This window comes from Streptomyces sp. NPDC048496, from assembly GCF_043200055.1.
Lineage (GTDB): Bacteria > Actinomycetota > Actinomycetes > Streptomycetales > Streptomycetaceae > Streptomyces.
The window spans coordinates 275899-288358 of sequence record NZ_JBICXB010000003.1 but is presented as its reverse complement, the minus strand read 5'-3'; the positions used below and the strand labels follow the sequence as shown (position 1 = coordinate 288358).

The 12460-nt window shown below is 67.6% G+C and carries 18 protein-coding genes and 1 pseudogene; 8 read left to right on the top strand and 11 right to left on the bottom strand.

Going from position 1 to position 12460, the window contains the following annotated elements:
• Nucleotides 1–54 precede the first annotated feature (54 nt).
• Complete coding sequence (locus ACGFSA_RS05715; protein WP_345515210.1) at nucleotides 55–294, bottom strand: hypothetical protein; 240 nt, start codon at nucleotides 292–294, stop codon at nucleotides 55–57.
• A gap of 1 nt (nucleotide 295) precedes the next feature.
• Complete coding sequence (mca, locus tag ACGFSA_RS05710; protein ID WP_393300121.1) at nucleotides 296–1177, bottom strand: mycothiol conjugate amidase Mca; 882 nt, start codon at nucleotides 1175–1177, stop codon at nucleotides 296–298.
• Nucleotides 1178–1330: 153 nt separating this feature from the next.
• On the opposite strand from mca, the gene ACGFSA_RS05705 reads away from it, so the two are divergent.
• Both ACGFSA_RS05705 and greA read left to right on the top strand, forming a co-directional pair.
• On the top strand, nucleotides 1331–1747 hold the full coding sequence (locus ACGFSA_RS05705) for a DUF4307 domain-containing protein (RefSeq protein ID WP_393300118.1): 417 nt from the start codon (nucleotides 1331–1333) through the stop codon (nucleotides 1745–1747).
• Between the two features lie 202 nt (nucleotides 1748–1949).
• A complete protein-coding gene (gene greA / locus ACGFSA_RS05700; RefSeq protein WP_376664001.1) occupies nucleotides 1950–2447 on the top strand; it encodes a transcription elongation factor GreA in 498 nt (165 codons plus the stop codon).
• A gap of 69 nt (nucleotides 2448–2516) precedes the next feature.
• Here greA and ACGFSA_RS05695 read toward each other — a convergent pair.
• Nucleotides 2517–3244: pseudogene (locus ACGFSA_RS05695) on the bottom strand (ABC transporter permease).
• A gap of 379 nt (nucleotides 3245–3623) precedes the next feature.
• On the opposite strand from ACGFSA_RS05695, the gene ACGFSA_RS05690 reads away from it, so the two are divergent.
• Nucleotides 3624–3953 (top strand): hypothetical protein, encoded by a 330-nt coding sequence (locus ACGFSA_RS05690; RefSeq protein ID WP_393300114.1) that lies wholly within the window; start codon nucleotides 3624–3626, stop codon nucleotides 3951–3953.
• A gap of 1 nt (nucleotide 3954) precedes the next feature.
• Here the strand turns inward: ACGFSA_RS05690 and ACGFSA_RS05685 are convergent, their stop codons facing one another.
• From ACGFSA_RS05685 to ACGFSA_RS05670, 4 genes are all read right to left on the bottom strand, one after another.
• A complete protein-coding gene (locus ACGFSA_RS05685) occupies nucleotides 3955–4203 on the bottom strand; it encodes a hypothetical protein (protein WP_393300111.1) in 249 nt (82 codons plus the stop codon).
• Between the two features lie 447 nt (nucleotides 4204–4650).
• Nucleotides 4651–4896 (bottom strand): hypothetical protein, encoded by a 246-nt coding sequence (locus ACGFSA_RS05680; protein ID WP_393300108.1) that lies wholly within the window; start codon nucleotides 4894–4896, stop codon nucleotides 4651–4653.
• Between the two features lie 220 nt (nucleotides 4897–5116).
• The gene (locus ACGFSA_RS05675) at nucleotides 5117–5401 is read right to left on the bottom strand and encodes a GntR family transcriptional regulator (protein WP_393300298.1); all 285 of its coding nucleotides are present in this window, start codon (nucleotides 5399–5401) and stop codon (nucleotides 5117–5119) included.
• Nucleotides 5362–6069: a hypothetical protein gene (locus ACGFSA_RS05670; RefSeq protein WP_393300105.1), complete on the bottom strand. Its 708-nt coding sequence runs from the start codon at nucleotides 6067–6069 to the stop codon at nucleotides 5362–5364. Before ACGFSA_RS05670 ends, ACGFSA_RS05675 begins: the two co-directional genes overlap by 40 nt.
• 588 nt (nucleotides 6070–6657) lie before the next feature.
• Between ACGFSA_RS05670 and ACGFSA_RS05665 the strand changes: the two genes are divergently transcribed.
• Complete coding sequence (locus tag ACGFSA_RS05665) at nucleotides 6658–7035, top strand: hypothetical protein (RefSeq protein WP_393300102.1); 378 nt, start codon at nucleotides 6658–6660, stop codon at nucleotides 7033–7035.
• Nucleotides 7036–7216: 181 nt separating this feature from the next.
• Here the strand turns inward: ACGFSA_RS05665 and ACGFSA_RS05660 are convergent, their stop codons facing one another.
• The 4 genes from ACGFSA_RS05660 to ilvA all read right to left on the bottom strand — a co-directional run bounded on the left by ACGFSA_RS05660 (nucleotide 7217) and on the right by ilvA (nucleotide 10588).
• Entirely contained in the window at nucleotides 7217–8029 is an 813-nt protein-coding gene (locus tag ACGFSA_RS05660; RefSeq protein ID WP_393300099.1) for an ABC transporter permease, read from the bottom strand.
• Nucleotides 8026–8247: a hypothetical protein gene (locus ACGFSA_RS05655; RefSeq protein ID WP_393300096.1), complete on the bottom strand. Its 222-nt coding sequence runs from the start codon at nucleotides 8245–8247 to the stop codon at nucleotides 8026–8028. The genes ACGFSA_RS05660 and ACGFSA_RS05655 overlap by 4 nt, the downstream gene beginning before the upstream one ends.
• Nucleotides 8244–9266: an ATP-binding cassette domain-containing protein gene (locus tag ACGFSA_RS05650; RefSeq protein WP_393300093.1), complete on the bottom strand. Its 1023-nt coding sequence runs from the start codon at nucleotides 9264–9266 to the stop codon at nucleotides 8244–8246. The genes ACGFSA_RS05655 and ACGFSA_RS05650 overlap by 4 nt, the downstream gene beginning before the upstream one ends.
• A gap of 92 nt (nucleotides 9267–9358) precedes the next feature.
• A complete protein-coding gene (gene ilvA / locus ACGFSA_RS05645; RefSeq protein ID WP_393300090.1) occupies nucleotides 9359–10588 on the bottom strand; it encodes a threonine ammonia-lyase in 1230 nt (409 codons plus the stop codon).
• Nucleotides 10589–10745: 157 nt separating this feature from the next.
• Here ilvA and ACGFSA_RS05640 point away from each other — a divergent pair, with 157 nt between their 5' ends.
• From ACGFSA_RS05640 to ACGFSA_RS05625, 4 genes are all read left to right on the top strand, one after another.
• Entirely contained in the window at nucleotides 10746–11267 is a 522-nt protein-coding gene (locus tag ACGFSA_RS05640; RefSeq protein ID WP_393300087.1) for a MarR family winged helix-turn-helix transcriptional regulator, read from the top strand.
• Between the two features lie 62 nt (nucleotides 11268–11329).
• On the top strand, nucleotides 11330–11824 hold the full coding sequence (locus ACGFSA_RS05635) for a sigma factor-like helix-turn-helix DNA-binding protein (protein ID WP_393300084.1): 495 nt from the start codon (nucleotides 11330–11332) through the stop codon (nucleotides 11822–11824).
• On the top strand, nucleotides 11821–12072 hold the full coding sequence (locus ACGFSA_RS05630; RefSeq protein WP_393300081.1) for a hypothetical protein: 252 nt from the start codon (nucleotides 11821–11823) through the stop codon (nucleotides 12070–12072). Before ACGFSA_RS05635 ends, ACGFSA_RS05630 begins: the two co-directional genes overlap by 4 nt.
• Nucleotides 12073–12158: 86 nt before the next feature.
• Nucleotides 12159–12350: a DUF1059 domain-containing protein gene (locus ACGFSA_RS05625; protein ID WP_393300078.1), complete on the top strand. Its 192-nt coding sequence runs from the start codon at nucleotides 12159–12161 to the stop codon at nucleotides 12348–12350.
• Nucleotides 12351–12460 lie beyond the last annotated feature (110 nt).

Sequence of the window (12460 nt, the reverse complement as noted above, 5' to 3'; positions counted from 1 at the left end):
TGAGCCCGTCCGGCGATTGAGGACAAAGGCGCCAACGGGTTGCGCCGGAACCCGCTACTTCGCGGACCCGGCCCCCGCCCCGGATACGTCGGCCCCGGCCGACCCCGCATCCGGATCCGGCGCCTCCTCGAAGTTCACCTTGCCCATGTGCCGGTTCATGGACTTCATCAGCAGCCACACGCCCACCGCGAGCGCCGCGAAGACGAGGAAGCCGAGGACGCCGGGTGTCACCTTGTTCTTGTCGAATTCCTCGGCGAGAGGAACGACGTGGGTCAGTGCCTGGGTCGCGTACATATCAGGCATTGTCGCGGATGCCCGCGAAGAGGTCGCTCTCGGGGAGGGAGGTGTCGACGAGAGACTTCGCCAGCTCGTACTCCTCGGTCGGCCAGACCTCCCGCTGGATGTCCATCGGCACCCGGAACCAGCCGCCGTCCGGATCGATCTGCGTGGCGTGCGCGATCAGCGCCTTGTCCCGGGTCTCGAAGAACTCCGCACACGGAACGTGCGTGGTCAGCGTCCGCTCGACACGCTCGAACTCCTTCCAGCGCTCCAGCCACTCGCCGTACGGCGACTCCAGGCCGCGGGCGAGCAGCGCCTCGTGCAGCGCCACCGTGCGCGGACGGTTGAAGCCCTGGTTGTAGTAGAGCTTCTGCGGCTGCCAGGCGGGGCCGAACTCGACCTCGGGGAACGTCTCGGTGTCCGTGGCGCCCTCGAACGCGATCATCGTGATCGTGTGGGTCATGATGTGGTCGGGGTGCGGGTAGCCGCCGTTCTCGTCGTACGTGGTGATGACCTGCGGCCGGAACGCGCGGATGGAGCGGACGAGACGCCCTGCCGCCTTCTCCTCGTCCTCCAGCGCGAAGCAGCCCTCGGGCAGCGGGGGCAGCGGGTCGCCCTCGGGCAGCCCCGAGTCGACGAAGCCGAGCCACTCCTGCTTGACGCCCAGGATCTCCCGGGCCTCGTCCATCTCCTTCTTCCGTACCTCGTGGATGTGCTCCTCGATGTACGCGTCGCCCTGGAGCTTCGGGTTGAGGATGGAGCCGCGTTCGCCTCCCGTGCAGGTCACCACCAGCACGTCCACCCCCTCGGACACATACTTGGCCATGGTGGCCGCCCCTTTGCTCGACTCGTCGTCGGGGTGGGCGTGGACGGCCATCAGTCGAAGCTGTTCAGTCAAGACTCGATCCTCAGTGATTCGGCCGCCGTCCAGTGGCGCCGTCCCGGAGGGACGTCGGTGTGGGGCGGCGGTCGGATGGCGGGTGGCAGGCTTCTATAGTGACCGAACCGGGGGGCGGAAAATTCCTCGATCCCCGGCACAGGAGGAACGATCATGACTGCGGCGCGTGAAGCACTTCCGGAGGGCCGCTACGGGCGCTCCGCGGACGAGCGCGCGGACCGCAAGCTCAAGATCATCGGCTCGGTGCTGGGCGTGGCGTTGCTCGGCGTGGTCGGCTGGATCGGTTACGACTACGTGGCCGGCCAGGGCATCAGCGCCGAGGTGATCAAGTTCAGGATCGCTTCGGACGACCGGGTCGACGTCCACCTCGAGGTGCGTAAGGACCGGGACGCGAAGGGGTACTGCACCCTCCGCTCCCAGCAGGTGGACGGCAGCGACGTGGCCCGGAAGGACGTCCGCTTCGACGACCGTTCCGACCGGATCGACCGGATCGTCTCGTTGCGTACGACCTCGCGGGCGACCAGCGTCGAGCTGCTGGGCTGCACGGTTGACGGCGGGTCGTCGAACTGACCGGCACGGACCGGCCCTGACCTGCGATGATCGCGGTCGACCCGCGTCGACGCGGTCATAGCGGTTTACCTTCTCCCCCTTTTCCTGGGGAATTGTTAGGCTCGTGGTTTCGCCCACCCGTGGAGGCACATGCTTCTGGGTAGGGCGATGCTTTGTATTCCCAGTACCGACGCTTGAATACCAGTACCGACTAGGAGCACCTGTGACCCAGACCAGCGAAAACGTCACCTGGCTCACGCAGGAGGCGTACAACCAGCTCAAGGCCGAGCTGGAGTACCTGTCTGGTCCCGCGCGCACGGAGATCGCCGTCAAGATCGCGGCGGCCCGTGAGGAGGGTGACCTCCGGGAGAACGGCGGGTACCACGCGGCCAAGGAGGAGCAGGGCAAGATGGAGTTGCGGGTGCGCCAGCTCACCCAGCTCCTGGAGCATGCGAAGGTCGGCGAGTCCCCCGCCGACGACGGCGTGGTCGAGCCCGGCATGGTCGTCACCATCGCGTTCGACGGTGACCCCGACGACACCATGACGTTCCTGCTCGCCTCGCGCGAGTACGCGAGCGCGGACATCGAGACGTACTCTCCGCAGTCTCCGCTCGGTACCGGCGTGAACGGCAAGAAGATGGGCGAGGACGCCGAGTACGAGCTGCCGAACGGCAAGCGGGCCTCGGTGAAGATCCTCGCGGCGAAGCCCTACTCGGGCTGAGCCGGCCTCCGGACGCCGCAGAACACCAGGAAGCCCCGGCCGCCGACGGCCGGGGCTTCCTGGTGTTCCTCAGGCGGTCGCCGAACGGTACTTGCGGACCGCGAGGGTGCGGAAGACCACGATGATCAGCACGGACCAGATCAGCGAGGCCCAGACGGGATGCTGCATCGGCCAGGCACCGGACGGGGAGACGCCCAGGTTCCCGAAGAGTTCGCGGCAGGCCTGGACGGTCGCGCTGAACGGGTTCCATTCGGCGACCGGCTGGAGCCAGCTCGCCATGTTCTCGGTGGGCACGAAGGCGTTCGAGATGAACGTGACCGGAAAGAGCCAGATGAGACCGCCCGACGTGGCTGCCTCGGGGGTGCGGACCGACAGACCGATCAGCGCCCCGATCCAGGAGAAGGCGTACCCCAGCAGGAGCAGCAGCGCGAAGCCGCCGAGCACCTTGCCGACGTTCTCGTCGGTGCGCCAGCCGACCAGCAGGGCGACGACCGCGAGGACGACCAGAGTGAGCGTCGTCTGGACGCGGCGACGACGAGCGCGCGGCCGGTGAGGACCGCGCCGCGCGCCATCGGCAGCGAGCGGAACCGGTCGATGAGGCCCTTGTGCATGTCGTCCGCGATGCCCGCACCGGCGCCCGCGGTGGCGAAGGTCACGGTCTGCGCGAAGATGCCCGCCATCAGGAAGTTGCGGTAGTCACTGGGGCTGGTGGAACCGCCGATCATCATGGAGCCGCCGAAGACGTAGCTGAACAGCACCACGAACATGATCGGCTGGATCAGCCCGAAGATCACCATCTCCGGGAAGCGTCTCCACTCATGCTGCCCCCGTTGCAACTCACCGTGTTACCGTCCCCACGCCCGTGACCTGCATGTTCTGCCGTGAACCTCGCATCGACCGCACCGGTCACCTCCATCGGAGGCAGCACGTACGGAGGCCGGGCCAGCACTCCCTGGTAGGGCGTGAGCGCCTTCAGTGCAAGCTCGTACTCGCCCGTGTCCCACCATCGTGAGGCGCTGCGGTACAGGCTGGTGGACGACCTCCCACCGATGCGCTCGTCCCCGCTGTAGACCCTCCAGCTCTGGTCGGTGCGGACCTTGTCCAACATCACCTCGAACCCGCCGCGCACGTCCTTCCACTGCCGGGTCGACGAGAGGATGCCTTCCACCTTGGCCCATGGGCTACCCCACGGAGATCGTCGAGTCGGCGGACGAGATCAGCCTGAACGACATGCTCGCCTTCCAGGCCATGTACCAGACCGAGTACGCGGACAACGCCGTGAGCTTCACGGCCAACGTCCCCGAGGGCCTGGACCTGGACGAGACGATGAAGGTGATCCAGGCGTGGCTGCCCGACCTGAAGGGCACCACGATCATGGTCGACGGCACCAGGGAGCAGGCGCCGTACGAGCGCATCACCGAGGAAGAGTTCGAGACGTACGAGGTGACGTCGATCGAGGATTCCACCGATGAGGACTGTACGACCGGCGCCTGCCCGGTGCGGTAGTTCAAGGCGTGGGCGCCCCCTGCTGAGTTCGAGCCGGGGGCGTTCTCGTGTCTTCGTCCTTGAACTCGAACAAGCCGATGATCGAGAGCCCGAACATGCCCATCGCCAGGAAAGCGCCGGCTCCGCCGGACACGCTTGCCAGCCTGGATGCGCCGAGTATCGAGAGCCCGACTCCTGACACGAAGCCGGCCAGTGCGGCGGTCACGACGCAGAGCGCGACAGCGACGAGCTTCTTCTTGTTGGCGCTCACGGCACCCCTTCCACTGAAGGTGGTCCGATCAAGCGCTGCGGCAGCCTCGACCGGCCACCTGTTTCGGTTACGACAGATGGCGTCTGACTCTCCGTCGCGATGTGCGTCACTGGACGCACTCCTCCACGGGAGTCGGTCGAGTCCTGTCGCACCAGCCCTATGCTCAGTACTCGGGCAGGCCCCTCACTGCGGGCCTGCGACATGCGGTTTCTCGCTACGAAAGCCCCCCTGTTCGCAGTCAGGGGGCCCGTGTGCGTTGTTGCGGTGGTGGAGGGGCCGTCTATGCCACTACCGCTTGCGGGACGGAGTGGATGTCCGAACCGCCATGCGAGCGTAGCACTTACCGCCAGAGAGCACGCCAAAATCCCCCCAACCAGGCTCAGTTGGGAGGATCTTGGGTGAGGGGTTGGGCGAGGCTCTACGGCCAGCGCCTGCCCGGTGCCAGAGCTACGACGAAGGCTCCCTCTGCGGCTCGACAGGGGGGGCCTTGTCGTCGGTGAAGACGAACGGGCCGATGGCCTTCGACCCGATACCCATGACACCCACGAAGCCGGTTGCCCCCGCACCGGCCACGGCCAGCATGGGCGCGCCGAGCAGAGCGACGACAAGCGCCGCAACGCCCCCGACGATGATCGCGAGGAGCAGGCAGAAGAGGTATGCAGCGAGGCGCTTCTGATTCGAGTTCATCGTCATGGCACTGGCCTTCCGCGGAGGGGGAGGGCGAAGCGGTCAGCGACTTGCGCTCGATCTTCTACCGCCCGGGGATGCAGGGCCAGAGCCTCACTGAGCGGTGATCGAAGCCTATGTGAGGAATTTCACATGGAGGATAGGAGATTCCTCCAAACTCTGCCGACCAGTAATCGTTGGAGAGTCACCGAGGTCCACATATGTCGACATGGGCCATCACTGAACGTTACGAGAGGACGCCCCTGACGTGCTGGCTCGGGGGCTTTTCGTCTCGGGCGTACGTTCCCATGCCCGGCTCTGCCCACAGCGTGCCGTCTTCGATGAGAGCGACCAGGGCCTTCCGCATGGTGCTCGTCGAGACATCAAACTCGGCGGCGAGAGCCACGGTGCTGGGGATCAGCTCGCCGGCCACGTAGGTCCCGGTCTCCACTCGCCCCTGGAGGATCTCGGCGAGCCCTTTTGCTGTCCGGCCTACGCCTGGAAGAGCGTGGGCTCTTCGAGGGCCGGGGATTCGTCCACGACGGGAGGTTCTTCCACAGGCTGTGGATCGTCCCCGGTCGGAGTCTCTTCCACGTACGCGTCGTAACCCTGGGACCGCTCGAAGGGCGGGTCGTAATCGTCGGGCGCGGCGAACCTGCTGAAGATGTGGAAGTTGTTCAGGAGGTCGTCGAGGTGGTCCAGGGCTCCATGCTTGTCACGCTTGCCGTCGCCCTTGGGCTTCTCGATGTCCGGACCGCCCACGACGTACACGGTCGCCCCGCTGGACGGCTTCGTGCCGGACTGCTTCTTCGCGGTGACCGTGGGCGGCGCCGAGGCGCGCGGCTTGGTCTTGCTGGCCTTCCGCGGCGTCTTCGCGGACTGTTTCGCGGACGGCTTCGGGGTGGCCCTGTGCTTGCCGACCTTTTTCGTCTTCCGGTGCTTGCCGCCCTGCTCTGTGGCCGGGTCCTGGAGGGCGTCCCCCTCCGTGGCTGCGGGAGTGGCTGCCTGGTCGGTCCGGGGAGGCTCGACGGCGTCCACGATCTCGCCCCGTGACCCTGGAGCGGTCTCGGCCGACCTTGCGGTGCCCTGCGTGTTGGCGTTGAGCGCGTTGTCGTCGAACGGCGACTCGGTGTCGTCGGCGGAGATGCTTGGGCGCTCGACCTGATCGACATGGGGGCCTCTTATACCGACGACAGCCATCCACGACACTGCGACCGCAAGGGACGCGGCTCCGGCAGTGGTGCTAGCGCGACCCGTCACGGGTCGGTGCTTTCGTCGGCAGTTTGCAGGCACGGGGGACTCCCTGCTCGATGTTTTGTACAAGCTTCAAGTTGTTGCGCGCTCCCGAGGTAATCACAGCCGAGATAAATCCGGTATCTGAGACTCCGCTTTCACTGCCCCTACTGACAGGTTCCACCTGGGAGCAAAAAGACTAAAAGCCCGTTGACGTGGTAATCCATGGTCAAGCGCACGAATCGGTCACGATTCGATGGTCGGGCCGATAACGGCGTGTCGCCCGCGCGCTGACCAGCGGAAACGGAGAAGCCCTCGCGCGAGGCGGGGACCGAAGAGGATGCGCGAACAGTCTTGCCCGCATGGCCGTTACCCGACCTCCATCTTGTTGGCAATAGCAAACAAGCCGAACAAGGGTCTGAAAACACGGTGTACCTGTCTGATTACGTGTCGTTAGCCTGCGCGAGATCGAACGCCTCGATGTGAATCACACACGAAGCGGCTCGTCTCGACTCGGCGTGAGTTGCGGAGGGCCGCGTATGGAGCTGATAAGCGATGAAGGCAAGCATCAAGTTGCTGGGGACGGGATCTGCGGCGTTGCTCCTCGTTCTGGCCAGCGCGTTCACAGCTCAGGCTGGCGAGCAGGCGTCGGGTACCGCCAAGCTCCCCTACTTGTCTGGCGGCAAGGTCTACGCCGAAGCGAATCTGAACGGCCCGAACCCCGTGGGTACGAAGCTCTGCGTTTATCTCAACGCGCTGTACCCGTACGGTCCGGACGTGAACCTCGCGTCCAAGTGCGCAACCATCAACGCTGGCACCGTGAAGGTGGGAATCAACAAGCCGACCTGCGCGTCCGTCACGACGTGGGCTGTCGCCACGTACAACGGGAAGAGCACCTGGGAAGGATCGTCGAAGTACGCGGTCTTCTGCTGACGCTCTGACACAGAGAGAAGGGGCTCGCCGGATTCAGCCCGGCGAGCCCCTTTGCGTGGCGTGGGTGGAGTTCACGCCTCCCCCACTGTCTGCCCCTGGCGCTAGCCAAGTGAAACGAAATCCAACTTAGCGAAGAGGAATCGGCGGTCTCGTGATTCCGCCTGCGCCTTCAAGGGGTGGGTCAGGCGTCCACTCGGCGGTACTTGCGGACCGCCAGCGTCCGGAAGACCGCGATGATCAGCACGGACCAGATCAGCGCGGCCCACACCGGGTGTTCCATCGGCCAGGCGCCGGTCACTGACTTCGGGACCCCGTCGATCGTGTTGCCGAACAGCTCGCGGGCCGCAGCCACCGTGGCGCTGAACGGGTTCCACTCGGCGACGTACTGGAGGAACCTCGGCATGCCGTTGACCGGGACGAACGCGATCGAGATGAAGGTCAGCGGGAACAGCCAGATCAGGCCACCCGAGGTCGCCGCCTCCGGCGTCCGCACGGTCAGGCCGATGAGGGCGCCGATCCAGGTGAACGCGTAGCCGAGCAGCAGGAGCAGGGCAAAACCCGCCAGCACGCTGCCGATGTTCTCGTGCGTACGCCAGCCGACGATCAAGGCCACGCCCGCCAGCACCGCCAGCGTCACCGCTGTCTGGACGAGGTCGGCGAGCGTACGGCCGGTGAGCACCGCACCGCGCGCCATCGGCAACGAGCGGAACCGGTCGATGAGGCCCTTGTGCATGTCGTCCGCGATACCGGCGCCGGCACCGGCGGTGGCGAAGGTGACCGTCTGCGCGAAGATGCCCGCCATCAGGAATTCCTTGTAGGCACTCGCGCTGCCCGCGGGCGCACCGGGAACGTTGATGGACCCGCCGAAGACGTACGTGAAGAGGACTACGAACATAACAGGCTGGATAACCCCAAAAAGGATCATCTCGGGAATCCGGCTCATACGGATTAGGTTGCGACGTGCTATGACCAGGGAGTCGGTCGTACTGCTCACTGCACCCCGCCCTTCCCGGCGCTCACGCGCAGACCGTGACTTCCTGCCGAGTTGAACTGAAATCCACCTTGGCGAACAGGATTCGGGATCCGGGTCATCCGGATCAGATTCCGCTTGGCGACGACGAGGGAGTCGCGGACCGACCCGCCGATGCCGCCGCCCGCTCTGGGGGTTGCCGCGAGGTGCGGCGTGTCCGTCGTGGCAGTCGTGGCAGTCACTTCCTGACCTCCTGTCCGGCCTTCCTGCTGGTCTGCGTGGCGGGACCCGGGACCGTCCCGTTCTCGTCGGTCTCCGGCGCCTCGGCGACATGGCCGGTGAGCGAGAGGAACACGTCGTCGAGGGTCGGGCGGCGCAGTCCGATGTCGTCGATCTCGACCCCGCGGGTGTCGAGATCACGGATGATCTCGGCGAGCAGCTTGGCGCCGCCGGAGACCGGGACCGTCAGTTTGCGGGTGTGCTGGGCGACGGTGACCTCGCCCTTGCCGAGGTTGGCGAGGACGGCGCGGGCCGGATCGATCTGGTCGGGGTGGTGGACGACGACCTCGACGCGCTCGCCGCCGGTCCTGGCTTTCAGTTCGTCGGAGGTGCCGCGGGCGATGACGAGGCCGTGGTCGATGACGCAGATGTCATGCGCCAGGCGGTCGGCCTCCTCCAGATACTGCGTGGTCAGCAGCAGCGTCGTGCCGCCTGCGACGAGCTCCTCGATGACCTCCCACAGCTGCTGCCGGTTGCGCGGGTCGAGTCCGGTCGTCGGCTCGTCCATGAACATCACCGGCGGGGAGACGACGAGCGCCGCCGCCAGGTCGAGGCGGCGGCGCATGCCGCCGGAGTACGTCTTCGCGGGGCGGTCGGCAGCATCGGCGAGGTTGAACCGCTCCAGCAGCTGCACCGCGCGGGCCTTCGCGTCGCGCCCGCTCATCTGGTAGAGCTGACCGACCATCTGCAGGTTCTCGCGGCCGGTCAGATACTCGTCGACCGCGGCGAACTGGCCGGAGAGGCCGATCGAGCGGCGTACCTCGTTGGGTTTCTTCAGCACGTCGATGCCTGCCACGACGGCCCGGCCGCTGTCGGGTCTGAGCAGCGTCGTGAGGACACGCACGGCAGTCGTCTTGCCTGCGCCGTTGGGACCGAGGAGGCCCAGGACCGTACCCTCCGGCACGTCGAGATCAACACCGCCGAGTGCTCGTACATCGCCGAAGGTCTTCACCAGACCTTCGGCGTAGATGGCGCCTGGCATACGGGATTCCCCCAGAGCGTTTGTTGGTTTCCTCGACGGATCCTAGGTTTGTGCGCCTCTCCCCGCCCGGCGAACGCCCAACTGACGGCGTGTCAGTCCGTCACCAGGTAGCCCGCCCCGCGCAGCTCCGCGGTGACCTCCTCGCAGTGCTCGGGACCCTTGGTCTCCAGATGCAGGTCGACCTCCGCCTCGGTGAGTCCGAGCCGCGGATCGGTCCGCACATGGCCGATGTCGAGGATGTTGGCGTCGGCGACGGTCAGCACGGAGAGCAGCGTGGCCAGTGCCCCCGGACGGTCCGTGAGCCGGACCCGCAGGCTGAGATAGCGGCCCGCGGTCACCATGCCGTGGGTGAGGATGCGTTGCATCAGCAGCGGGTCGACATTGCCGCCGGACAGCAGGGCGACGACCGGACCGCGGAACGACTCCGGGTCGCTCAGCAGCGCCGCCACCGGGCTCGCCCCCGCCGGTTCGACGACCAGCTTCGCCCGCTCCAGGCAGAGCAGCAGCGCACTGGAGAGTTCGGCCTCGGAGACCGTACGGACCTCGTCGACCAGCTCCTGGACGAGCCCGAACGGTACGTCGCCGGGGCGCCCCACCTTGATGCCGTCCGCCATCGTCTGGAGCGAGCCGATCGCCACCGGGTAGCCGGCGGCGAGCGACGGCGGGTAGCAGGCGGCGCCCGCCGCCTGGACTCCGACGATCCGCACGTCGGGCCGGATCGCCTTCACGGCCACGGCGATGCCCGCGGCGAGTCCGCCGCCGCCGATCCCGACGACGATGGTGCGGACCTCCGGGCACTGTTCGAGGATCTCCAGGCCCACGGTGCCCTGTCCGGCGATGATGTCCGGGTGGTCGAAGGGGTGGATGAAGACCGCGCCGGTCTCCTGGGCGTACTCCTCGGCGGCGGCGAGGGTCTCGTCGACGACGTGGCCGTGCAGCCGGACCTCGGCGCCGTACTCGCGGGTCGCGGCGACCTTCGGCAGCGGCGCCCCGACCGGCATGAAGACCGTTGCGCGTACGCCGAGCAGCGCAGATGCGAGTGCGACACCCTGCGCATGGTTTCCGGCGCTTGCGGCGACGACCCCGGCCGCGCGCTCGACCGGGGAGAGGCCGGCGATCCGCACGTACGCGCCGCGCAACTTGAACGAGCCGGTCCGCTGCAGGTTCTCGCACTTGAAGTGGACCGGCGCCCCGACCAGCCCGGACAGGTGACGGCTGCCCTCCATCGGGGTCATCCGGGCCACGCCGGAGAGCATCTTCCGTGCGCCGCGGACGTCGTCGAGGATCACCGGGGGAAACGGGTGTGACGTACGGAAGTTCATAACCGCAAGTCTCGCAGCTGGACGCGGAGCCGGACGCCGTGCTGGGGCCGTCCTGCGCCGTTGTTCGCAGGTTTGTGCAGTGCTGGTACATGTTGCCCCGTGGCCGCGTACTCTGTCCCCCACCCATCCGAACACCGCACGAAGAGAGCCCCCGGCCATGCCCCCTCAGGACATGACGACTGCTGCGTCTCCTTCCGGGGGCGCCACCCCCGAATCCCCGGGTCCCGACCACCTGCTCGACGTTCTGCAGCACCAGGTGGCCGTCTTCGCCCGCCGTGCCGAGCAGACCCGCCTCGGCGGTGTCGGCCAGGTCCGCAACTCCATGGACCGGGCGGCGTATCTGCTGCTGAACCGACTGGACCGGGAAGGCCCGATGGGCGTCAAGGCGCTGGCCGCGGGCATGGGGATCGACTCCTCGACCGTGACCCGTCAGGTCGCGCCGCTCGTCGACACCGGTCTGGTCAAGCGGACCTCTCATCCGGAGGACGGCCGCGCGGTCGTGCTTCAGCTGTCGCCGCGCGGACATGCGCGGCTGGACGAGGTGCGTGTGTCGCGGCGGGAGCTGATGTCACAGGTGACAGGCGAATGGACGGCGGAGGAGCGCGAGACGTTCTGCACGCTGCTGACCCGGTTCAACGCGGCGCTGGCTGCGCGGCAGCAGCAGCCTGCGGGCGGCTGACGGCCGGAATACGCCTGCACGACCTCTTGACCCGGGGACCTCCCCGGCGCTCCGATGTGGGTGTGCGAGAGCGGCAGACAGGACTTCGACGGCGGCGCGCCCGGGAGTTCGAGGCCTTTGTGGCGGGCGCCGCGGGCCGACTGCTGCATACCGCCACCCTGCTCACCGCCGAGCCCACGCAGCCGCCCGGCGCGAACGAACGGGCGCAGCGGCTGCTGACCGCCGCCCTGGCCCGCACGTACTCGGCCTGGGACGGGCTGCACGGTGAGGATCCGTACGACCGCACCCGGCAGGAGCTGGCCATCCGGTTCGCCCATGAGGCGTGGCGGCACCATCGGCCGCGCGGCGGGCTGTTGGATCCGCTGACCCCGCGGGAGCGGCTGGTTCTCGTGCTACGGCTGTACGAGGGGGTCGCCGAGGAGCAGGCCGCCGCGTTGCTGGGGCTTCCGGTGGACCGGATCCGGGCGCTCTGCAACCGGTCGGTGGCCACGATGCGCGGCACCCGCAGGCCCACGGCGCGGCGGCTGCCCATACGGCTGCTGGGGGCGGGGCCATGAGCCGTCAGGACCAGAAGGAGGACCAGGTCCGGCGGATGCTGGACGTGCCGCATCCGCAGGTCCCCGCCGATCTGGCGGAGCGGGCGGCCGAGCAGGGCGGCCGGATGCTGCGGCGGCGCCGTGCGCTCCGTGCGCTGGTGGTGTTCGTGCTGTGCGTGGCCGTGGTCGCGTTCACGGTGTGGGTGGTGATCGCCAAGCCCTGGCAGGTGCCGCCCACGGAGACGACCCCGCCCCTGGACGGACTGTGAAGCCCGAAAGCCCGGTTCCTGAAAGCCCGATTCGTGCGGATCTATCCTGGGTGTGACGGCATGCCGTACGAGCCGAGGAGGCCGTCATGACCAGGAAGATCGCTGACTGCCGCAAGCACCCGAGCGTCACGAACTGCTCGCTCACCATCGCCGGTGAGGAGGAGGAAGTGGTGCGGGCCGCGACGGAACACGCGGTCTCCGTCCACGAACACACCGACAGCCCGGAGCTGCGGGAGCAGATCCGCGCGTCGCTGGAGGACGAGAAGGTCGACGCCTGACCGGGAGGACGCCGGGCCGGTGGGACGAGTGCCCGCCGGCCCGGTTATGCACTGTCTTCCCGGCCTGAACCGCCCCAGGGCCTGCCTCAGGCCAACCCCGTTCCCGGACG